The organism is Klebsiella sp. CN_Kp097 (assembly GCF_040064495.1).
Taxonomy (GTDB): domain Bacteria; phylum Pseudomonadota; class Gammaproteobacteria; order Enterobacterales; family Enterobacteriaceae; genus Klebsiella; species Klebsiella aerogenes.
The window spans coordinates 471557-492827 of record NZ_JBEAIL010000007.1 but is presented as its reverse complement, the minus strand read 5'-3'; the positions used below and the strand labels follow the sequence as shown (position 1 = coordinate 492827).

The 21271-nt window shown below is 54.8% G+C and carries 21 protein-coding genes and 1 riboswitch; of the genes, 8 read left to right on the top strand and 13 right to left on the bottom strand.

Features of this window, described 5'->3' with window-relative positions:
* Nucleotides 1-2: 2 nt before the first annotated feature.
* The 3 genes from tssJ to ABLV07_RS12695 form a co-directional block, all read right to left on the bottom strand.
* On the bottom strand, nucleotides 3-509 hold the full coding sequence (gene tssJ, locus ABLV07_RS12705) for a type VI secretion system lipoprotein TssJ (RefSeq protein ID WP_015366553.1): 507 nt from the start codon (nucleotides 507-509) through the stop codon (nucleotides 3-5).
* Nucleotides 510-533: 24 nt separating this feature from the next.
* The gene (locus ABLV07_RS12700) at nucleotides 534-1028 is read right to left on the bottom strand and encodes a hypothetical protein (protein WP_045366058.1); all 495 of its coding nucleotides are present in this window, start codon (nucleotides 1026-1028) and stop codon (nucleotides 534-536) included.
* Nucleotides 1029-1674: 646 nt separating this feature from the next.
* Nucleotides 1675-1989, bottom strand: coding sequence for a DUF2502 domain-containing protein (locus ABLV07_RS12695; protein WP_015705463.1), 315 nt, complete (start codon nucleotides 1987-1989; stop codon nucleotides 1675-1677).
* Between the two features lie 280 nt (nucleotides 1990-2269).
* Here ABLV07_RS12695 and ABLV07_RS12690 point away from each other — a divergent pair, with 280 nt between their 5' ends.
* Nucleotides 2270-3553 (top strand): glycoside hydrolase family 10 protein, encoded by a 1284-nt coding sequence (locus tag ABLV07_RS12690; protein ID WP_045366329.1) that lies wholly within the window; start codon nucleotides 2270-2272, stop codon nucleotides 3551-3553.
* A gap of 73 nt (nucleotides 3554-3626) precedes the next feature.
* Here ABLV07_RS12690 and ABLV07_RS12685 read toward each other — a convergent pair whose 3' ends face one another.
* The gene (locus ABLV07_RS12685) at nucleotides 3627-4604 is read right to left on the bottom strand and encodes a nitronate monooxygenase (protein WP_015705465.1); all 978 of its coding nucleotides are present in this window, start codon (nucleotides 4602-4604) and stop codon (nucleotides 3627-3629) included.
* A 162-nt stretch (nucleotides 4605-4766) separates the two neighbouring features.
* Here ABLV07_RS12685 and ABLV07_RS12680 point away from each other — a divergent pair, with 162 nt between their 5' ends.
* Nucleotides 4767-5651 carry a LysR family transcriptional regulator gene (locus ABLV07_RS12680; RefSeq protein ID WP_015366548.1) on the top strand — a complete coding sequence of 295 codons (885 nt, stop codon included), beginning with the start codon at nucleotides 4767-4769 and terminating at the stop codon, nucleotides 5649-5651.
* 47 nt (nucleotides 5652-5698) lie between these two features.
* Here ABLV07_RS12680 and ABLV07_RS12675 read toward each other — a convergent pair whose 3' ends face one another.
* The 6 genes from ABLV07_RS12675 to ABLV07_RS12650 all read right to left on the bottom strand — a co-directional run bounded on the left by ABLV07_RS12675 (nucleotide 5699) and on the right by ABLV07_RS12650 (nucleotide 11081).
* The gene (locus tag ABLV07_RS12675; protein ID WP_015366547.1) at nucleotides 5699-6247 is read right to left on the bottom strand and encodes an RNA polymerase sigma factor; all 549 of its coding nucleotides are present in this window, start codon (nucleotides 6245-6247) and stop codon (nucleotides 5699-5701) included.
* A 17-nt stretch (nucleotides 6248-6264) separates the two neighbouring features.
* On the bottom strand, nucleotides 6265-6687 hold the full coding sequence (locus ABLV07_RS12670; RefSeq protein WP_026612304.1) for a hypothetical protein: 423 nt from the start codon (nucleotides 6685-6687) through the stop codon (nucleotides 6265-6267).
* Nucleotides 6688-6795: 108 nt separating this feature from the next.
* Nucleotides 6796-7749: a hypothetical protein gene (locus ABLV07_RS12665; protein WP_020078744.1), complete on the bottom strand. Its 954-nt coding sequence runs from the start codon at nucleotides 7747-7749 to the stop codon at nucleotides 6796-6798.
* Nucleotides 7750-7815: 66 nt separating this feature from the next.
* On the bottom strand, nucleotides 7816-8922 hold the full coding sequence (locus ABLV07_RS12660; protein ID WP_015705469.1) for a DUF4056 domain-containing protein: 1107 nt from the start codon (nucleotides 8920-8922) through the stop codon (nucleotides 7816-7818).
* 66 nt (nucleotides 8923-8988) lie between these two features.
* On the bottom strand, nucleotides 8989-9942 hold the full coding sequence (locus ABLV07_RS12655; protein WP_047076422.1) for a hypothetical protein: 954 nt from the start codon (nucleotides 9940-9942) through the stop codon (nucleotides 8989-8991).
* A gap of 14 nt (nucleotides 9943-9956) precedes the next feature.
* Nucleotides 9957-11081, bottom strand: a complete 1125-nt coding sequence (locus ABLV07_RS12650; protein WP_015705471.1) for a BamA/TamA family outer membrane protein — start codon at nucleotides 11079-11081, stop codon at nucleotides 9957-9959.
* Nucleotides 11082-11338: 257 nt separating this feature from the next.
* Nucleotides 11339-11442, top strand: a riboswitch (TPP riboswitch).
* A gap of 66 nt (nucleotides 11443-11508) precedes the next feature.
* Between ABLV07_RS12650 and ABLV07_RS12645 the strand changes: the two genes are divergently transcribed.
* From ABLV07_RS12645 to ABLV07_RS12620, 6 genes are all read left to right on the top strand, one after another.
* The gene (locus tag ABLV07_RS12645; protein WP_032711676.1) at nucleotides 11509-12204 is read left to right on the top strand and encodes a TenA family protein; all 696 of its coding nucleotides are present in this window, start codon (nucleotides 11509-11511) and stop codon (nucleotides 12202-12204) included.
* Nucleotides 12201-12926 carry an ABC transporter ATP-binding protein gene (locus ABLV07_RS12640; RefSeq protein ID WP_032711677.1) on the top strand — a complete coding sequence of 242 codons (726 nt, stop codon included), beginning with the start codon at nucleotides 12201-12203 and terminating at the stop codon, nucleotides 12924-12926. The genes ABLV07_RS12645 and ABLV07_RS12640 overlap by 4 nt, the downstream gene beginning before the upstream one ends.
* A complete protein-coding gene (locus tag ABLV07_RS12635) occupies nucleotides 12923-13663 on the top strand; it encodes an ABC transporter permease (protein ID WP_110921412.1) in 741 nt (246 codons plus the stop codon). Before ABLV07_RS12640 ends, ABLV07_RS12635 begins: the two co-directional genes overlap by 4 nt.
* A gap of 27 nt (nucleotides 13664-13690) precedes the next feature.
* Nucleotides 13691-14620, top strand: a complete 930-nt coding sequence (locus ABLV07_RS12630; protein ID WP_110921413.1) for an ABC transporter substrate-binding protein — start codon at nucleotides 13691-13693, stop codon at nucleotides 14618-14620.
* 307 nt (nucleotides 14621-14927) lie between these two features.
* Nucleotides 14928-16313: a diaminobutyrate--2-oxoglutarate transaminase gene (locus ABLV07_RS12625; RefSeq protein WP_015366536.1), complete on the top strand. Its 1386-nt coding sequence runs from the start codon at nucleotides 14928-14930 to the stop codon at nucleotides 16311-16313.
* A 9-nt stretch (nucleotides 16314-16322) separates the two neighbouring features.
* A complete protein-coding gene (locus ABLV07_RS12620) occupies nucleotides 16323-17804 on the top strand; it encodes an aspartate aminotransferase family protein (RefSeq protein WP_175542071.1) in 1482 nt (493 codons plus the stop codon).
* Nucleotides 17805-17871: 67 nt separating this feature from the next.
* Here ABLV07_RS12620 and ABLV07_RS12615 read toward each other — a convergent pair whose 3' ends face one another.
* From ABLV07_RS12615 to ABLV07_RS12605, 3 genes are all read right to left on the bottom strand, one after another.
* On the bottom strand, nucleotides 17872-19062 hold the full coding sequence (locus ABLV07_RS12615; protein ID WP_072382894.1) for a cytochrome c biogenesis protein DipZ: 1191 nt from the start codon (nucleotides 19060-19062) through the stop codon (nucleotides 17872-17874).
* A gap of 88 nt (nucleotides 19063-19150) precedes the next feature.
* The gene (locus ABLV07_RS12610; protein WP_072382896.1) at nucleotides 19151-20503 is read right to left on the bottom strand and encodes an ATP-binding protein; all 1353 of its coding nucleotides are present in this window, start codon (nucleotides 20501-20503) and stop codon (nucleotides 19151-19153) included.
* The gene (locus ABLV07_RS12605; protein ID WP_032708104.1) at nucleotides 20503-21240 is read right to left on the bottom strand and encodes a response regulator; all 738 of its coding nucleotides are present in this window, start codon (nucleotides 21238-21240) and stop codon (nucleotides 20503-20505) included. The genes ABLV07_RS12610 and ABLV07_RS12605 overlap by 1 nt, the downstream gene beginning before the upstream one ends.
* Between the last annotated feature and the right edge of the window lie 31 nt (nucleotides 21241-21271).

Sequence of the window (21271 nt, the reverse complement as noted above, 5' to 3'; positions counted from 1 at the left end):
CGCTATTGCTGCACGACGCGGATCCCGTTAACGTCAAGATATAAATTGGCTTGCAGTTGATCTGCCGACAGTTTCCAGAACTGCCAGAAAGGGGTTTCGCCAGGCGTTGGCAGAGGAAGAGAAATGCGCCACTTTTTACCATCCAGAGATTGGTATTCCGCCATCACTCCGATATAACGCGCCTCCGGCGAGCTTTGCCCGCTGAGTTTTTTTGCCAGTTGCCCCGGCATCAGGAAAAATTCATCGCTGTTCAGCAAGTTGCCGGCGAGAACTTTTTGCGCGTTATTTTGTAAGGAGTAGAAATCGGCGGACATGAATTCCGCATCGGATTTCAGCACTAACACTCTGACCTTTAATGGCGCAGAACGGTTAATTTGCGGGTGGGCCTGGAACTGAAGATTGTATCGGGCAGGGTCGCTGTGTGAAGACGAACCACATCCACTAACCAACGTAAAAAGAAACAAATAAAACGCCAGCATGACCTGGCGTAAAAGAGAGTTATTATTCATACGGTGTCGCTCGTAAAGGCGGGATTAATCCAGAATCCAGGTACCGTTATTGCCGTTTTTGCAGGCTTTGGTATTTCCGTCGACGCTCACGCAGGTCGCTTTCTTACGCGCCTTCGGGCGCTTCGACTGTTCGCGAACCGTTTTATCATACAGCTCACTTTTGACAACGGCATTGGCCGGAGCATAGCCAATTAAATTTTCCTGACCTTCATTGGCTAACGCTATCCAGCCGTCCTGGGCCTGTCCCAATGCAATATAATTAGCACCTGGAACTAATTGCACAATCACTTTGCCGCCATACCCGGCCTGGCTCATTACCGCGGCGGAATACAGCGCGCGATATTCTGCGTTAATCGGGATAAATTCCGTTGGAGGAACAACAATATGGCGATGGGTCAAATTGACGCCGTTAACCTGCGTGGTTTCAATGGTGTCATCGGTAATTTGCGGCTTCGGCGGCGCTTCGCACCCTGCCAGTGAAACCGCAATCATAGCGGCTAAAAACACTCGCGTTTTCATATGCTTTTCCATTGCAATGCTATTATTTTCTTAAGGGTTATCCCTGCTTGAATAACAAGTCTGAATATCCTTAATCACTGTGCGTAAAAGGGTTCCAGCTGTGATATGGCCATAGCTACCGCACGAATCTTCACCGCAGTGGATCCCTTTATTACATTTCATTAACTATCACCACACAATTTTACAGATCGATCGAGTCAATTCAACACGCAATTTCGCCTCGTAGTTATGGGTGGTTAGCGTATTTAAATTTTTAGGATTAATCTCACTCACGCATTTAGCGCTGAAAGACGAACAATCGCCAAAAAAGTGTAATCCCAAAAACCATACAAAATAAAGTGTAATTTAACCATGTGATTTAAAAGATATATTTAATTATTTTGCAAATCGGATTTTTCATTCGCTGTGAATATGGAATAGTCTTAAAAAATATTTGGCGGCAAAATAGCCCACCAATCTTGGTAGGCTATTTTTATTGTCATCAGGTAATGCTTACACTGTAAAAACTCAAAGCGATATTTGACATTATTGCGGTGGGCTTCTAAAGGCAGATTACGCGAAGCAACTACAACAGCGAATAATGAGTTGAATCTTAGGAGGATGAAATGCAGGAACTAAAACGGAGCCTGATGGCCCCGTTGTTGTTTTAGTGATGATGATTCTTGTGGTGTTTATAGTATTCTTTCTCACGCTTCTTCGCGTCTTTACGACCGTCGTGATAGCCCTTCTCGTAGGCTTTACGCTGTTTTTTCTCTAGCTTTCGCCAGTGCTTGTCACGATATTCATAATGACGATGCCAGTAGTCTTTGTCACGCCAACGGCCGCCATCCCAGTAATGACCGTAGGAATCCCGGTCGCCTATCTGCAGTTTAATAGCCGGTAAAAGCGTAATCTCCTCGGCCTGGGTGACGATCGGTGCGGATGCCAGCAAAACGGCGGCCAGCAATAATATTTTTCGCATCGGATTCTCCTTAGCTGTGCGTCTCGTAATATGTTGTAACACAACTGACCAGCTAATTATCCAGGTTAATTCTGCTTTTTCAGCTACCTGCTGAGAAAGGTTGTCGTTAGTTCTGCACGTTACGCGTACGGATAATAGACAAAATGCGTTTTATTTTTCTTTGCATCGGAGCGCGGCTTGCCCTGGTGGGGGAATCATAAGACAATGTGATTTTTCAAGCGTCTACATGCCTACGGGAGTAATGATTATCGCTTCTCGTCGCCTCCTCTCCGTCACCTGCATGACCCGGCTCGGCGCAGTTGCTGCCGCCGTATTGCTGCTCGTGACTTGCACCAGTAAAGCGCCAAAATCGCTGGTGACCGCCAGCAATCCGCCCGTTACGCAAAAATCGGCAAAAAATCAGCAGCCAGTACGCGGCGTTTGGATCACCACGGTTTCCCGTCTCGACTGGCCCCCGGTGGGTTCAATTATCGCCAGTAGCCCGGAAAGCCGCATCAGCCAGCAGAAGCTGGCGCTGATCGCCAAACTCGACAATCTGCAACGCCTGGGCATCAATACCGTCTTCTTCCAGGTCAAACCGGACGGCACCGCGCTGTGGGATTCCCACATCTTGCCGTGGTCAGACATGCTGACCGGCAAAATTGGCGAAAATCCCGGCTACGATCCGCTGCAGTTTATGCTCGATGAAGCGCATAAACGCGGGATGAAAGTTCACGCGTGGTTCAACCCGTATCGGGTATCGGTTAATACCAAACCCGCTACCATCGCCGAGCTTAACCACACCCTGACTCAGGTCCCCGCCAGCGTATTTGTCCTCCACCGCAACTGGATACGCACCGCCAGCGATCGCTTTGTGCTCGACCCTGGGATCCCGGAAGTCCGTGACTGGATCACCAGTATCGTGGCGGAGGTGGTGCAAAACTATCCCATCGACGGCGTGCAGTTTGATGACTATTTCTATACTGAGACGCCGGGATCGACGCTGAACGATAATCAAACCTATCAGCGATATGGCCAGGGTTATGCCTCGAAAGCCGACTGGCGGCGTCACAACACCCAACAGTTGATAGCGCAGGTCTCACAGACCATCAAGAAACTCAATCCGCAGGTTGAGTTTGGTGTCAGCCCGGCGGGGGTATGGCGCAACCGCTCCCACGATCCGGCCGGTTCTGACACCCGCGGCGCGGCGGCCTATGACGAGTCCTATGCCGATACCCGCAGTTGGGTACAACAAGGGCTGTTGGATTATATCGCGCCGCAGTTGTACTGGCCGTTCGCCCGCGACGCCGCGCGCTATGATGTGCTGGCTAAGTGGTGGGCCGATGTCGTGAAACCCACTCACACCCGGCTCTATATCGGCGTGGCGCTGTATAAAGTCGGCGAACCGTCAAAAAATGAACCAGACTGGATGGTCGACGGCGGCGTGCCGGAGCTGAAAAAACAGATCGACCTCAATGAAACCACACCGGGTATTCAGGGGACGATTCTGTTTCGTGAAAACAACCTTAACCAGCCGCAAACCCAGCAGGCGGTTCAGTATCTGCAGCAGCGCTGGGGTAGCTAATTCCGGCTAATCACCCTCCCCGTTGTCGCAACGGGGAGTTTCTGTTTTCCGCATGAGAACGCGGGAAGGCAGATTAAACCGTCAGTTCCTCCACCACTTCCGCTACGCTCTTGATCCGCTGAATACTGCCGATGCCGGTTCCCAGTGAAATGTAGCCTTCGTCAGTGTTGCCCTCCAGCATACCAATTCGCAGGCCGCGTAAACCGCCCATTTCCGCGGCTATGGTTTCATTACTGGCGCCGGATTTATCTAACGCCACCAGCCTGGCGGCTAATTTACCCGGCAGCGAACGATAGTAATCTGGCAATGTGCGAAATAGCTGCAAATCCAGACCGTTAGCTTGCACGATCATCTCTTTCACCGATGGCGGCACGCGGCTCTCGGTGGTGCTGATAAACACGGAGCCGGCAAATACCCCCTGCGCGCCCAGCGCGTGGGCGGCCCTGGCGGTGCGCCGGTCGGTAATCCCGCCAGCCGCCAGCACCGGCACACGCTTCACCGCATCAACAATCAATGGCACGATTGAAAACGTCCCTAGCGCCGTTCCCGGAAGCGTTCCGCCTTCGTCGAAGCCGGTGGCGACAATAACATCAGCGCCCATCTCCTCGGCCTCGCGGCTGTTTTCCGGTGTTGGGTTAATATCACGATAAATAATGCTGATCCCGGCCTGCTTAAGCGTGGCAAACAGCGAGGGAATAATAGCTCCTTGACCATAGCCTGTATAAACCACCGCTTTAACCCCCTCTTCCTTGACTACCTCTACAATCGGCGGCGTCCAGATATCGTTTTCAACCGTCGGAATGAGATTTACAGCGAAAGGTTTCTCGGTGAGTCGTTTCGTTTTACGGATCTCTTCACGCATCTTTTCTGCCGTTTCCTGCGGCGTCGAGACAGCGGTTTGTGCGGTTAAACCTGCGTTCGGCCCTAATACGCCCAGCCCGCCGGCATTACTGACTGCGGCGACTAACCGGGCGTCGGTTAGCCAGGATAGCGGCCCCTGAATGACAGGTTTTTCAATACCGAGAATATGGCTAACAGAATGGTTTTGCATGATGCGGCTTCCTTAGTGTGTTTTCTGGCGCTTAGCGCTGGGATGACGCCACTGTAGGCCGCTTTATTGTTGGGAAAAATAGTAAAAGTTATCCTTCACTGTTATTAAATAAGTAATAATCAAAGTGAAATACGATGTTGTCATCGGAGCACATTGGTACAAATGAACTTAAATTTGTTTGAATCTATTAAGATTTTTATCGAGATTATCGAGTCTGGCAGCTTTACGCGCGCCGCCGAGAATCTACAGATCCATCGCCCGGCGGTCACGAAAGCGCTACAGCAGCTTGAGCAGCACTGCGGCGTTCGGCTTCTGCAGCGAACCACCCGACAGATCCACCTCACCCCTGATGGCGAGGCGTTTTATCGTCGTAGTAAACCCCTGCTGGCGCAGGCCGATGATCTTATGGAATCTTTCGCCCCGCAGCGTCCGCTACGTGGTCAACTGCGCATAGATATGCCTATCTCCCTGGCGAAGTTAGTGGTCGTGCCGAATCTCCCCGCCTTTTATCAGCAACATCCGGAGATTGAAATTGTGCTGAGCAGCTCCGACCGGCGGCGGGATATGCTTCGCGAGGGCCTCGATTGCGTCCTGCGCATTGGCGAGCTTGAAGACGGTGACTATATCGCACGTCATCTCGGTACCGTCGGTATGAAAACCTGCGCCAGCCCGGCCTATCTGGCGAAATACGGCGTTCCCGCAACCCTTGACGACCTGCGGCATCATCAGGCGATCAACTGGCTGAATAACAGTAATCATCAGACCATGCGCTGGGTGTTTCAAACTGACGCCGGGCAGCAGAACATTTCGCTAGCGGGTAAACTGGTGGTGGATAATTCAGAGACTTACATCGCCGCTGGCCTTGCTGGACTCGGCATTATGCAGGGTCTGGATCTTTTCCTTCACCCCTGGTTGAAAAGCGGCGAGCTGGTTGAAGTCCTGCCGAATAATCCGGTTCCCTCCAGGAAGTTATCGCTTATTTATCCCCATCGTCATGTTTCGCGCAAGGTGCGCGTCTTCGCCGAGTGGCTGGCGACAATGTTATAGAAATACAGATAAAATAAAGCCCGGCGCTATCTGCCGCCGGGCATGAATTAAGGTGCGGTAAGTTCATCGTAGAGCGTTCGCAAACGGCTGCGAAGAAACAGCACCGCTTTGTGTTTACGCGACAGCCACGCCTGCTCGCTAGCGCCGCTCTCTGCCGCCAGCTCCCTGTAGCTATAGCCCTGCAGCTCGGTTTTCTCGAAGGCTTCACGCTGCAGCGGCGGCAGCTCCGCCAGCGCCTCGGTTAAAGCCTCCCACAGCAGTTCTTTAAGATAGGCTTCCTCCGGCGTCTGCGCGACGCCAAACAGCGTTTCCGCCAGCTCATCCTCGGCAAAGCCGCCATCGCCATCTTCATCAGTATCGAATGTTAATGGCAACTCGCGCTTCTTACGCGACCGGTCGGTCATTTCATTACGCGCCGCCCGGAATAACCATGCCGCCACGTTCTCCACCGGTTGCTCGACCTTCATCAGTTGCAGGGTGACTTCCTGCAGGATGTCATCGGCATCGTCACGTACGGCGGTTCTACCGCGAATAAACGCGCTTAAACGCGCACGACAGGCGGCAAGCGCAGACAGCAGCCGTGATTCCCCCGCCATCGCATTGTTTACCTCGTTCACTCGGCATCCGGCGCTTTCGCCGATGGGTTATCGTCAGTCGGTTGCCCACCGCGACGTTCATGCCAGCCGCAACGGCCGCGATGTCCGTGGCGGCCGAAACGTTGGGCAAACTCCTCTCGCTGCTCCGGGGTCATGGTCATCCAGCGTTCATGCATGCGTCGACGCGCCTGCGCCATACCAAACATACCGCGATGAAAACCTAAACCGCCAAACAAGATACGGCACAGCGCCAGTAATCCCAAAGCCTGCCAGAAACCGATGCTTTTCACCCCGAAGATAGCTGGCAGCAATGCGTTCCATAGCGACATCACGACCAGACTCAGCACCACAACAATCACCGCGCCGATAATCAGCGGCCGCGCCATTCTGTGACGTCCAAAACCCTGGTGATGATGCCCGTGTCGTTCAAAATCTCTCATCGTCAATTACCTCATAAAAATGTATGTATCGAGGTAGACGAATCAGCGAAGAAAATATTGCCAATAAAAATGAAAAAAATAGCGCAATCATGAAAACGGGTAAATGACTCAGAAACTCATCGCTAAACCGAGGCCATACCCTTCGGTGTTATTACCGAACATATAGCGGGCCACCAGTCGGGTACGGGTGATAAATACCGGATACTGGCTGCTGTCGAGTTCCAGACCAATGCCGAGCGAACTCAGGCTATCAAAGCCGAGTTCACCGCGCTGGTCGCCAAGATAGATAGTATGAGCGCCTTCCAGCACGTAGCGCACCGGGCTTTTCAGCAGCGTCCAGTCGGCTATCGGCGCGCGTCGACGAAGGTAGATACCCAGATTTTCGGCGCTGGCCTGCCCCTGGACCGCTTCTGATGTGCTACCGAAGGTTTGCAAATTCATCGCGGAATAGCGCGCTTCTATGTCAATATCCTGCGTTTTGGAAAACAGTTCATAATCAAGCATTAACGAACCGCCCAACCCATAAGCGTTCAGTCGCCCACCATCGAGGAAGCGAATATCAACCTCCGTTTTACGTTCGAGCGCCCAGCGACCGAGGCGTGCATCGCTGGCCATGGTGCCCAGCATCATATTGAAGATAGGCCGTAGCACCAGTTTTCCGCCCCATCGGTCCTGATACAATGGAAAGTCCCAGCCGACGCCGCCGGTAGCGGTCAGACTGTTCCATTTGGTGGGAATGGTACGGCTCTGGGCACCATCGCTGACCACAAATTGCGGATCGTAGCGACTGTAACCGAGGGTGCCTTCCAGATAGAGCGGAAAATCCTCACTCAAGGTGGCGCCGCCGCCAAATTGCGTGAGGGTTAGTTCGTTTTTCTCATTCGCGCCGGAGCCAATATTCAGATCGCTGGCGGTAACGTCAGGTACCACGGTGTAACTCATTAAGGTGAGCACCGCGTCCGCGCGCTGCTTTAGCCGACTGCCGTCCAGGGCATAACATTCCTGACTAACTAATAGCACCGCCAGCAGTAACCAGGACGCGCGCGGAACGACAAATACCATGGTCTGATACTACCTCAACGGGGGGATTCGTTTGATTGAGTATAGCCAGCAGCGTCCAATCGTTAGTTATTTTTCAATACGCTGCAGCTGAATGGCATCCGCCTGCTGCGCTTTATCAGCGAGCTCCTGGAACTGCTGCGGAGAATAAAAATTATGCGGCGCTGGCAGCGACTGCATATCCTGCCCCGGATGGATTTGCAGTTGACCCAGTTCCGCGAGCGTAAACCCGGCAACTTCCTTTGGCATCGTCAGGCGATACGGCGGCGTGCGTTCAAAAGGAACCGGCGTTGGCAGGCGATTTTCGCTGAGATCGTAATTCCGCTTCAGCACCAGAAATTTATCCGGCACTCGCCGTTTACTGTTCCACCAGTCGCCGTCGACTTCACGGAACATCCTCTCGGTCTCACTTTGCGGCGCGACCAGCAGTTTAACCAGCGCCTGTTTTAACGCCGCTTCCATCGCCCGGTTATAAGCATCGACTGAACCGGCTTGCCCTTGCAAAATGACGTTAATCGCCAGACGCGCGCCAAGCAGATTGGAATAGAGATCTTCCGGTGAAAAGGCGGAAATTTCTTCTGAAAAACCCGGAACCGACTGGAAACCATACCATTGGGCGATCTCATGCCATTGCGCAATTTCGAAGGCCAGATGGCCTGCAAGCCAGGCGGCAATCGTATATCGCTGCGGCATTGAAGCCGGCGGCGTAAAGGCATTTAACTGGACGCGGCGTACGCCCAGTTCCTCGCTATAAAAGATGCGTCCTGGCTGCCCTAGCGTCGGGTAAATTCGGCTGAATAAATAAAAGGTGTAATCAGCGGTATCACGAACATGGGCGATATCAATAAAACCGCCGCGGCGGGTATAAATAAGGCCATTGTGCTCATCGCTTAAGCCAACCAGATTTTTGACCGCGCCGAGCGCGCTATCGTTGTAATGATGTTCACCTAAGGTATCGAGCGTCAGCACATTACCAATCTGATAAACCGGGATTGGCACGCCAATGGCGCGCACCCGCAGATCGAAACCGAAGGCGCAGCATGGGCGCAGCGATTCCGGCGGCGATAATTCACCCACTACCGGGCTGACATGGTTAACGGGAATCGTCGGTAATACCGGGTCCTGGGCAAATACCGAAAAAGCAGCCGCCAATAACCACCACAAACTCTTACGCATCAAAAGCGTTCTCCATGACACAAAAACAGCGCGCATCATACTCGCCGATGGCTACACGCCGTTAAGTCAAAAACGGTATTCACCGGCGACAAAGAAACTATTGCGATCGTTAAAGCCAAATTCGGTCAGAACGTTGAAGTTACGCGTGATTTCGTACTGGGCGCCGATCAGCATATTCCATGGTGAAGTGAGTTTCTGTTTGACATCAAACTTGCCGTCGCCGTCTTTATTGACCGCGGCAATCAATGGCTGCAGCTGTGGCGGCATATGCAAATCGGCCAGGTTGCCTTTAAATTCCTGCTGCACATCCTGATACATACTGCCGACCCACACGCTGAGATGCGAAGGGCCGGAAATCCCCTGAAGGTTGAAGCGATAGCCAACGCGAGGTGACACTGTCACGGCAGAAATACTGCCGTCGAGAATATCGAAATCGGTGCGGGTGTAATTTGTATCGACGAGGGCAAACCAGTTCTCATAGCCGCCAGCCAGCGTGAACCCGCCCCCCCAGGTGGTACCTTTGAAATCGAGAACAAAATCGATATTTTGCAACTCGCCACTTTGATTAAGGTTATGCACTGTGCCGGCGATGATGCGATCCAGGCCGCGGTATTGCGTTGGGTCGGCATCGACCGACACATTCGACACCGACGAACCGCGGGTGTGGCCTAAAATCCCGTAGACATTAAGGAACGGAAATACCCACATATCGAGACGAAGATTCTCGGTTTTGCTCTTCTCCCGCGTGTGCCCGGCATCTATGGCGAACATATCGCTGGGGATCGGATGGTTACCCAGCTTCAGTCCGGAAAAGGTGATGCTGTCGACCATAATATCCTGGCGCATATTCATATAGCTGAGATTGACGCCAAATGGCAGCGGGATGGAATAACCGCGGGCGCGGGCTTCGTCTCCCCAGATGGGAAAGTAGCTATCACTGTCGTCACTTTCCGCCGCACAGGCATTCCACACGGCGCCAGAGGTCAACAGCAGCGTCATGACGGTTATTTTCCATCTCATTTTTATTCGTACCTTTACAGTCCGGAACCCACGTTAAAATAGACCGCCTGTTCGTGTTCGCTAAATGCGACATCGACGCCGGTAAATAAACCATACTGACGGGCGACCAGATAACGAAAACCGGTGCCCCACGCCACTTCGGTTTGCTGCCACAGCGACCCCGCCTCATCGCTCGCACTGCCGATACCGACAAAACCTTGCAGGATCCAGCGCGGCGCAAATTGCCAGGCCAGTTGCGTCTGGGCGACAGCGACATAATCGCCCTGATAGCGAAAACGCGAGATGCCGCGCAGTTCGATGTAAGGCCGGGCCATTGGCGTTAGATGCTTGTCATGATGAGTCAGCGACTGATAATTTGCCGCCAGCGCCAGGGTTAAGGTCGGCGCCAGCGGGATAAAGTATTTACCATCCAGCGACAACTGATTGTAATGATAGTCGCCGCCGAGAAGAGCGCGGTAAAAACGGTACTCGCCCTGCAGTGATAACCCTTTCTTAGGGTAGAAAAAATTATCAGTGGTGTCATATTCCGCCACCACGCCCAAGGCCGAAGAGGTGCTGTTTTCCCCCAACACCCGCTGCCACACCTTGTTGATCAGCTGATTGTCCGCGGTTACATCGGTGTGCGCATAGAATTGCGAGGCGCCGAGAAAAACCGGTGAGTCCCCCACGCGGAACAACAGCTTTTGCAGACCGCCAAAGCCTTTGGTATGGGTTTGCACTGCCACATTTTTGTTAAACCCGGCAATGTCACCCGAATAGATATCGAGATTGACATTGGCGTAGCCCGCGCCAACCAGATAACGAATACTGTCATGATTCCAGGTATGACGATGCGCGGCGCCGATGAACCAGGTACCATTTTGCGTCCCACCGCCGCCGAATCCGGTCAGCGCCGGTGGAATAAAACGATCGCCCTCGCGGGAGCCTTTACCATGCAGAAATAAACCAAACAGACCGCCGCCGTAGCCGATAGCCGGTTCGGTAATCATCACCGGCACCGGCAAAAAACCGTACGGGTTATCCTGCAGATACTGGCTCATATCGAGCATGCCATCTTCAGGGTCGAACAATTGGGCGGCACGAGACGCGCCAGGCGCGAGAGCAAGCATCAGTAAAAGAGTAAGGCCTGCCAGCTTCATGCGGTCTCCAGCACTGACGCATTCATAAGGGAATATTAAGGGAATGAGCTAAAAATATATCGTAAGCCCTTGTTCTTCGCCAACTTACCCTCTCCTTACTTTGCTTATTTTTGGATAAAAAAGCGTGGTTAATCACACAAATTGATAAATGTTATTTATCGTTCTGGTTCATGACCATTAATAAGTGACAGTGTCACCATGTGCGATGGTTTTTAGTTCGCCGCCGTTGTAATCAAAAAGTGAATGACGTATAACATGTCGCAACCGAGGGGTGTCCCGTGAGGGCTGAGATGGCGTAAAAGCCGAACCCTTTGAACCTGATCTGGGTCATGCCAGCGAAGGGACGGGTCGGCATGTTCGCCAGTTTTCAGTTTTGCCTGTTCACACTTCTGCACGCCCGGATCTCCCCCTATTTTCAGGAGGTCCCATGATGATTCCCGCTTTTACCCAAGGTCTTTACGGTCGACTGCGCGAGCAGGCCGGTGGCGAATGGCAACGCTACGTGTCGCACCCTTTCCTCCAGCAATTAGCCGCGGGTACGCTGCCGCAGGCAGCCTTTCGGCGCTATCTGACCCAGGATTATCTTTTCCTAATCCATTTCGCCCGCAGCTATGCCCTGCTGGTCAGCAAACTTCGCACGTTGCCGGAGATGCGCGCCGCCGCCGCCTCGATGAATGCCATCCTTGCTGAGCTACCGCTACATGTAGGCTATTGCGAGCAATGGGGGTTGAGTGAAGACGCTATGGCCCTGCAAAGCGAAGCGATGGAAACCATCAACTACACCCGCTACGTACTGGATATCGGCCACTCCGGCGACGCGTTGGATCTACTGGCGGCGCTGCTGCCCTGCGTCGCGGGCTATGCGGAGATCGGGCTTGGTCTGCTGCACAACCCACAAACCAACTTGCACGATAACCCCTACGCGCCGTGGATCCGCAATTACGGCGACGAGAGCTATCTTCACGGCGTCAACGCGGCGATCGACCTGCTGGAAACGCTCTGGCAACAGCGCGGCGCGGAATCCCGGTTAGCCGGACTGAGCGACATATTCACTACCGCTACCCGGCTGGAAGGTAATTTCTGGCAGATGGGACTGAACGCCGCCGGGCAGGACCAGGGGTGATGGCGCCAGGTATTCACATTCGCGATTTATGTCTGCGCTTTGGCACCCGGACCCTCTTTCGCGATCTCTCCTTTGATATTGCCGCCGGGCAATGGGTATCGCTGCTGGGGGCCAGCGGCGCGGGCAAAACCAGCCTGTTGCGTATTATCGCCGGGCTGGCGGCGCCAACCCGCGGAACCGTCGTCGCCAGCGATGGCCTTCCTGTTACTACGCGATTGGCGTGGATGGGGCAAAAAGATCTGCTCTATCCGTGGCTTAACGTGCGGGAAAATGTCGCCCTCGGCGCCAGGCTGCGCGGTGAAAAGGCCGATAACGCGCGGGTAAACGAGCTTCTTGAGCTGGTCGGGCTCGCCTCCTGCGCTGATGAACGCCCGGCCGCGCTGTCCGGTGGGATGCGCCAGCGCGCGGCGTTGGCACGCACCCTCTATGAGGATCGTCCCATTGTGCTGATGGATGAACCGTTTTCCGCCCTCGATACGCTTACCCGAACGCGGATACAGACCCTTGCCGCGCGCTTGCTCACCGGGCGTACCGTAGTGCTCATTACCCACGACCCGATGGAAGCCTGCCGCCTCAGCCATCGGCTGCTGGTGCTTTCGCCGACGGGCAGGATTGATGATAGTCATCATTTAAGCGGAATCCCGCCTCGCGCCCCGGATGATCCCGCGCTGCTGGCAAGCCAGGCGCAGCTGCTGCAGCAATTGATGAGGGCGAACGGATGAGGGGCAAGTTACTGCGCGGGTGCAGCGTATTTTGTGGCCTACTGTTGCTCTGGCAGCTGGCGAGCTACAGCGGCATTCCCACTTTTTTGTTGCCTTCTCCTGCGGCGGTCGCTGAAGCGCTGTGGAATAACCGTAGCTATCTGGCCAGCCATACCCTTGTCACCCTGAGCGAAATTCTCAGCGGAATGGCGCTCGGCGTCGCGCTCGGTATGGTGCTGGCGCTTTGTATGACCATGTCGCCGCGATTACAGCGGTGGGTAATGCCGCTGGTACTGACCAGCCAAGCCATTCCGGTCTTCGCCCTCGCGCCGCTACTGGTGCTGTGGTTTGGTTTTGGTATGAGCGCCAAGGTCATGATGGCGGTGCTGGTTATTTTCTTCCCCGTTACCTCGGCTTTCTTTGATGGTCTGCAACGGGTCAATCGCGACTATCTCGATCTGGCTCGTACCATGGGCTCCTCCTTTGGTGCTCAATTGCGCCATGTCCGACTCATGGCGGCGCTACCCGCGCTCGGTTCCGGCCTGCGGATGGCCGCCGCCGTCGCCCCCATTGGCGCGATTATTGGCGAATGGGTCGGCTCCGCCGAGGGGCTTGGCTACGTAATGCTGAATGCCAATGCCCGCCTGCAAACCGATATCTGCTTCGCCGCCTTGTTCATTTTAGTGCTGCTGACCATCGCGCTGTGGTTGGTGGTCGACGCCTTTTTGCACCGGCTGATCGACTGGTCGCCGGAATAACTTATCAACAGATAATAAGGAAGAGATATGCGTATACCTCTGTTGGCCGGCCTCACTCTGCTGGTTTCCGGTCAGGCATCGGCAAATGAAAAGCTGACCCTGGTACTGGACTGGTACATCAACCCGGATCATGCGCCCATTATGGTGGCGGAACAGATTGGCGCCTTTCGGGATGCCGGGCTGGATGTCAACATCATCCCCCCTTCCGACCCGGCGCTCCCTCCGCGTCTGGTTGCCGCTCGCCAGGCGGATTTAGCGATAACCTATCAACCGCAGGTTCACTTCTTCGCCGATGAAGGACTGCCGTTGATTCGCGTCGGGACGCTGATCCACTCGCCGCTGAATACCGTGATTGCGCTGGATCCGCGCATCAAATCTCCGGCCGATCTGCAAGGGAAAAAAGTGGGATACTCGGTGAGCGGTATTGAACAAGCGACGCTGGCCACCATGGCGCAGCACGCCAACATCGACCCTAACAGCATTAAACTGATCAACGTTAATTTCCAGCTCACCAGCGCTCTGCTGGCCGGCCAGGTCGATGCTGTTATCGGCGGTTATCGCAATATCGAAGCGCTGGAACTCAAACTGCAGGGCAAAAGACCGGTGGTCATGAATGTGGAAGACTATGGCGTGCCCGCTTACGACGAACTGGTGATCGTGGCAAACAAAGCCGAGGTCAACGCCCCTAAAATCAAAAAGTTTCTCGACGCATTACAGCAGGGCGTGAGCTATTTGCGCGCCCATCCGCAGCAAACCTGGCAGCGGTTTGCCAAAGAGCATCCGGAACTCAATACCGAACTGAACCAGCAGGCGTGGTTGCAGAGCGTGCCGCTGTTCGCCACCGATCCGGCAGCGTTAGATAAGCCCCGCTATGACGCGTATGAACAATTTTTATATAACAACAAGTTGGTGAAAAAAGTAACACCTTTAGCAAATTATGCGGTTGAACTGCGTTAAGTAACCATAAAACTGACGGAAGTATTTCCGTCAGTCATTCAGCGAAGCGGTAATAAAAATATATAGACTTTCTCACTAATAATTACACTTTCCATGGTTTTAAAAGCAATCGAAATTTAGTTTTAAAATCAGCCAATTATATTGACATTCCTGTATGTAATAATCGCGTCAAAATAGCGCCTTAAATTAAAGATTGAATGCGGATTTAAAAAGCCATATATTGTGCGCGCTTTATGAATGCCGATTCAATTTTCTAAACCTTTTTATTCAACCAGAGTTCAAACGTAACGCTGGTTGTGGGAGTGATATGATGACGGATAAAGTCCGTATTGATACTTTAAGTGCAGATTTATTGGACGCGAACAACGAAACCTTTTTGGCTCGTCAGGCTGAATTCGAATCGAATGTCAGGAGTTACCCTCGCAAGTTACCGCTCGCTATCACCAAAGCCGAAGGCGTTTGGCTGACCGATGCGGATAACAAACAGTACCTGGACTGCCTCGCCGGCGCCGGGACCCTCGCTCTGGGCCATAACCATCCTGAAGTACTGCAGAGCATCCAAAGTGTCATTACCAGCGGCTTGCCGTTACATACCCTCGATCTGACAACACCGTTAAAAGATCGCTTCTCTGAATACTTGCTCTCTTGCCTGCCGGGCGAAGGGAAAGAGTATTGCCTGCAATTCACCGGTCCTTCCGGCGCTGACGCCGTTGAAGCCGCGCTGAAACTGGCGAAAAAATACACTGGCCGTACGGCGGTGATCAGCTTCTCCGGCGGTTATCACGGGATGACCCACGGCGCGCTGTCCGTGACCGGCAATCTGTCGCCAAAAGCGGCGGTCAACGGCATGATGCCGGAAGTCCAGTTTATGCCTTATCCGCACCTTTACCGTTGCCCGCTGGGTATCGGCGGCGAAGCGGGCGTCAAGGCATTGACCTACTACTTCGAAAATCTGATCAACGACGTGGAAAGCGGCGTTCGCAAACCTGCAGCGGTTATCCTTGAAGCCGTACAGGGCGAAGGCGGCGTGAACCCGGCGCCGGTTGAGTGGCTGCAGCGCATCCGCAAAGTCACCAAAGAGCACGGCATTCTGCTGATCATCGATGAAGTTCAGGCAGGCTTTGCCCGTACCGGTAAATTCTTCGCCTTCGAACATGCCGGCATCGAGCCGGACATCATCGTGATGTCGAAAGCCGTTGGCGGCGGTCTGCCAATGGCGGTTCTGGGCATTAAGAAAGAGTTCGATGCCTGGGAACCTGGCCATCATACCGGTACTTTCCGCGGCAACCAGCTGGCGATGGCCACCGGTCTGACCACCCTGCGCCATCTGCGTGATAACAAGATTGCCGACAAAGTCGCCGCCCAGGGCGAATGGCTGAAAGGCAAACTGGCGGAAATGCAAAAACGCTATCCGGTTATCGGTCACGTACGCGGTCTCGGTCTGATGATCGGTATCGAAATCGTGAAGCCGAACGAGGCGCAGGATCATATGGGCTGCTACCCGGCTGACGGCGAACTCTCCGCACTGCTGCAGAAGAAATGCTTCGAAGCTGGCCTGATCCTGGAACGCGGTGGCCGTCACGGTTGCGTACTGCGTCTGCTGCCGTCCCTGCTGATTAGCGACGCGGAGCTGGAAGTGTTCCTCGATAAGTTTGAACAGGCCCTGCTGGCCGCCGGCGTAAAACCGGTCTGAGTGGAGTAAGTGAGCGCAATGTCCAAATTGAATCCGATTCTGGCTGGGTCCGCGGCAAGCATTGACGCTTACCAGCAGGTCATTTCCCAGGCCAGCCAGGCGGTTGCGCAGTGGCTGCAACAACCTGAAATGTATCAGGGGAAAAGCGTTGATGAACTCCGTGAGCGCATCACCCTTGATTTTAACGAACAGGGTCTGGGCAACCAGGCGGCGATTGAACGTGCGATCGAGTACTTCCTGAAAGACAGCCTGTCGGTGCACCATCCGCAGTGCGTGGCGCACCTGCACTGCCCAAGCCTGGTGATCAGCCAGGCGGCGGAAGTGCTGATCAACGCCACCAACCAGAGCATGGACTCCTGGGATCAGAGCCCTTCAGCCACCATCATTGAGATGAAGCTGATCGAGTGGTTGCGTGCGCAGGTCGGTTATCCGGCTGGCGATGCCGGCGTCTTCACCAGCGGCGGCACCCAGAGCAATCTGATGGGCCTGATGCTGGCACGCGACGCCTTCTTCGCCCGTCAGGGGCATTCCATCCAACAGGATGGTATTCCGGGCGATATTCGTCAGTACAAAGTGCTGTGCTCGGAAAACGCCCACTTCTCGGTGCAGAAGAACATGGCGCTGATGGGGCTTGGCTACCGCTCGGTCACGCTGGTGAAAACCGATGAATTCGCCCGTATGGACGTCACCGACCTGAAGGCCAAGATTGCGCAAGCGCAGGCCAACGGCGAGCAGATCATGGCCATCGTCGCCACCGCTGGTACCACCGACGCGGGCGCGATTGACCCGCTGCGTGATATCGCCGGTATCGCGGCGGAGCACCAGATCTGGCTGCACGTTGATGCCGCGTGGGGCGGCGCGCTGCTGCTCTCCGAGCAGTATCGCGATTACCTCGATGGCCTGGAGTTAGTGGATTCCGTTACCCTGGACTTCCATAAGCAGTTCTTCCAGACCATTAGCTGCGGCGCCTTCCTGCTGAAAGATGCTCGCCACTACGAGCTGATGCGCTATCAGGCGGCCTATCTGAACTCCGAGTTTGATGAAGAACACGGCGTTCCGAACCTGGTCTCCAAATCGCTGCAGACCACCCGCCGCTTCGACGCGCTGAAGCTGTGGATGGGGCTTGAGGCACTGGGCAAGAAACAATACGCTTCAATCATCGATCATGGCGTGACGATGGCGAAAAACGTCGCGGAATTTGTGAAATCTCAGCCAACGCTGGAGCTGGTCATGCAGCCGCAGCTGGCAAGCGTGCTGTTCCGCTCACGTCCGGCGCAAATGGCTGGTAGTGATAGCGCCGCGATCGCCCTGCTCAACCAGCGCGTGGGCGACGCCCTGCTGGAATCCGGCCGCGCCAACGTCGGCGTGACCGAGCATAACGGCGTAACCTGCCTGAAGCTGACGCTGCTCAACCCGGTGGTGACGCTGGACGATGTGAAGGTCTTGCTGAGCCTCGTTGAACGCACCGCCCAGGAACTGCTGGCGAAATAAGACACTGCCGATTAGCAAGTGTCCTGCAAAGCCGATAACTGCTGTTATCGGCTTTTTTATTTCCCTCTCACGTCCGCGCTTCGCGCAGCAGTTGTTGGATCACCTGCTCCTGACGGGCATAATCGCCTTCGCCAAAGGCGGTATAACGCAGTTGCCCCCGCGCGTCGAAGAAATAATGCGCCGGCCAGTACTGATTACCAAACGCATTCCAGATGGCGTAGTTGTTATCTGCGACAACCGGATAGTTTAGCTGCCGCTGGCTGACCGCTTCACGAAGCTGCGGCAACGACCGTTCCCACGGATATTCCGGCGTATGTACGCCAATCACCACCAGCCCCGCATCGCGATACTTATTGGCCCACGTCCGTACATAAGGCAGCGTATGCTGACAGTTGATGCAATCGCGGGTCCAAAAATCAATCAGCACCACCTTGCCCTTTAACGCCGCATTGGTAAGGGGTGGGCTATTAATCCATGCGGTACCGCCTTGCAATTCCGGCATAGCGCTGGTTGGCCGCGGCGCAACGATCGGCTCCAGCCGAACCCGTTGTTGATCCTGGGGCATAAACGCGCTGAGCCGCTGCTCCAGACGATGGGTTAAACCGCTGGCGCCCAGCAGATAACGATCGCTGCCGCTGGCGATTAACGCCACCGCAGCCAGCATTGCCATGCCAGCCAGTTGGCGCAACAGCCCACTTATCACCTGGCCACCGCGCAAACGGGAAATCAGCCGCGCGCCGAACCACCCCAATAGCAGCAACATCAGCGCGCATCCGCTGGCATAGGAAAGCAGCAAGATACCGGTAGTCACTGAATTTCCTTGCAACAACGCCAGGCTAAATATCGCCCCCAGCACCGGTCCCGCGCACGGCGCCCAAAGTAGTCCAATCGCCAGTCCGGCGAACACTGAAGCGAGACCACTGCCATAACGATAGCTCTGTTGGTTAAGTTGATTACCCAGCGCAACCGCTGGCGATCCGAGCCAGCCTGCAACGCGTGATGACAGCAAACTGATAGCCACAACGACCAAAAAGCCCAGCGCCAGCCAACGCCCGACGATGGTCAGATTGACTAACCATCCCCCTGCCGACGTGGCCAGCAGCGATACAGCGGTAAACATCAATCCCATACCGAACAACAACAGGATGAGTTGTCCCTTACGCCCGCGAACGCTGGCAAACACCAGCGGGATCACCGGTAAGGTACAGGGGCTGAGCAGCGTCAACATACCGGCCAAAAATGCAATCACAACAGCCATGATCATTCTCCTTCGCAACGTTGCCGAAGTGGCAACGTCAGCATTACAACAGGCGACTGTATGGCGGATATGTCCGTGAAACGGCGGTTTAGTATATGGATTTATCTGCAGTTGGAATGGATACAGAAGGATACAAAACGGCGGCATTGAGACGTACCCGCGCCTCAAGACCGCCCTGTTGCAGGTTGTGCAGGGTCAAACTTCCCTGCATCTGCCCGGCGAGCTGGGCGGCGATTGCCAGCCCCAAACCGGTACCGCCGGTATCGCGATTACGTGACTGCTCGAGGCGATAGAACGGCTGCAGTACGGCGGTGAGCTCTCCTTCCGGGATGCCGGGGCCGTCATCAACAACGTGAATGATAACATCGCCATTCGGCGGGTAACTCAGGCTGATTTCCACCTTTTCGGCGTATTTCAGCCCATTATCGATTAAGTTACTCATGATCCGCCGCAGCGCCTGCGGCTGAAGCGTCATGACGTCCGCCCCTTTACCGGCACGAAAACTGACCGCTTTACCGATATCGGCATAATCACAGGCGATGCTATCCAGTAACGCATTGAGACTCATCCGCTGCGGCGCTTCTGCCAGCGGTTCGGCCGATCGTGCCAGCGCGATGCCTTCGCGAACCAGTCGGGTCATGCTATCGAGATCCTGTAACAGCTTATCGCGGAGTGCCGATTGGTCGGCCATCTCGACTCTTAGCTTCATACGGGTAATCGGCGTCTGCAAATCGTGGGAGATCGCCGCCAGGATCCGCGCGCGCTCCTGCAAATGGTCCTGTATTCGCTTTTGCATCGCGTTGAAGGCGCGCGCCGCGCGCTGCACCTCTTGTGGTCCCTTCTCGGCCAGCGGCCCTGCAGCCGGAGTAGCCGGTTGCAGCGTATCAATGGCGCGGGTAAAGCGGGTCATCGGCGCGACCACCTGGCGGACGGCGTACCAGGCGCAAAATAGTAGTAACAGAAACTGCGCGACCAGCACCAGCGGTAGCCAACGTGCGATGGCCGGCAGCTTTGGCCACAGGTCAATGCTTAACGGCGCGCCGTCGCGCAGGGTCACGTGGGCCTGAATATGTTCGCGCGGTCCAGGGACGGCGATAATACTCACAGGATAGCGACCGCTCAGGGCTTCCTGTAACGAGCGTACCGCATCACGGGTACGCCAGCTGGTGGGATAATCGCCAGTTTGTCCGGCAGAAAGCTGATAGCGGTAGTTACCGCGCGCCAGACGCGCCAACCAATGCGGCCGTTCTTGCGCAGGAAGACGATCAAGGATAGCCACGCTGGTGGCGACATCGTATTCAAGGTTGCCCAGCATGACGCTACGGGCACTGCTCATGCGCTCGTAGAGCAGAAGCGATAGCGTCAGGGCATTAGCGAGCAGCAGAGCGAGAAAAATCATTATCATTAAGCGCGACTGCAATGACGCCGGCCACACTTTCATTATCGCGCCTCGCGGATCGACACCGGCACTGACAGCACGTAACCCTCGCTGCGCACGGTTTTGATATAGGCGGGCTCACGCGCGTCCTCCCGCAGGCGCTGACGCAGGCGGCTCACCAACAGATCGATAGACCGTTCAAACAGTTCGGCATCACGCCCCTGGGTAAGATTCAACAACTGATCGCGGTTGAGCACCCGTTGAGGATGATCAAGAAACACCCGCAGCAGGCGATATTCCGCCCCGCTTAGCGCCACAATTGTGCCACTCTCGTCCAGTAGATGCCGCGCCGAGGTATCGAGCAGCCAGTCGCCAAAGGCGATAAGCCTGCCGGCTTCGCTGATTTGTAAATTGGGGGGAAGCGCGCGGGCGCGGCGTAAGATGGCTTTGATCCGCGCCAGTAGCTCCCGGGCCACGAACGGTTTCACCAGATAATCGTCGGCCCCCATTTCGAGACCAAGTATACGGTCGCTATCTTCGCTACGCGCGGTCAGCATCAGCACCGGGATATCCTGTTGGCCATCATTGCGCAACTGGCGACAAAGGGTTAAACCATCGTCGCCGGGCAGCATGATATCGAGGACAATCAAATCGATTTGATGGTTTTTAAGTACAGACCACATCGCTTTGCCATTAGCTGCGCCGCTGGCGCGATAGCCCGATTTCTCCAGATACCCAACGATCAGTTCGCGGATATCGCGGTCGTCATCGACAACCAGGATGTGGTCAATACGTTCCAAAGGCGGCTCCTGCGGAAAAATAAGCTCATGA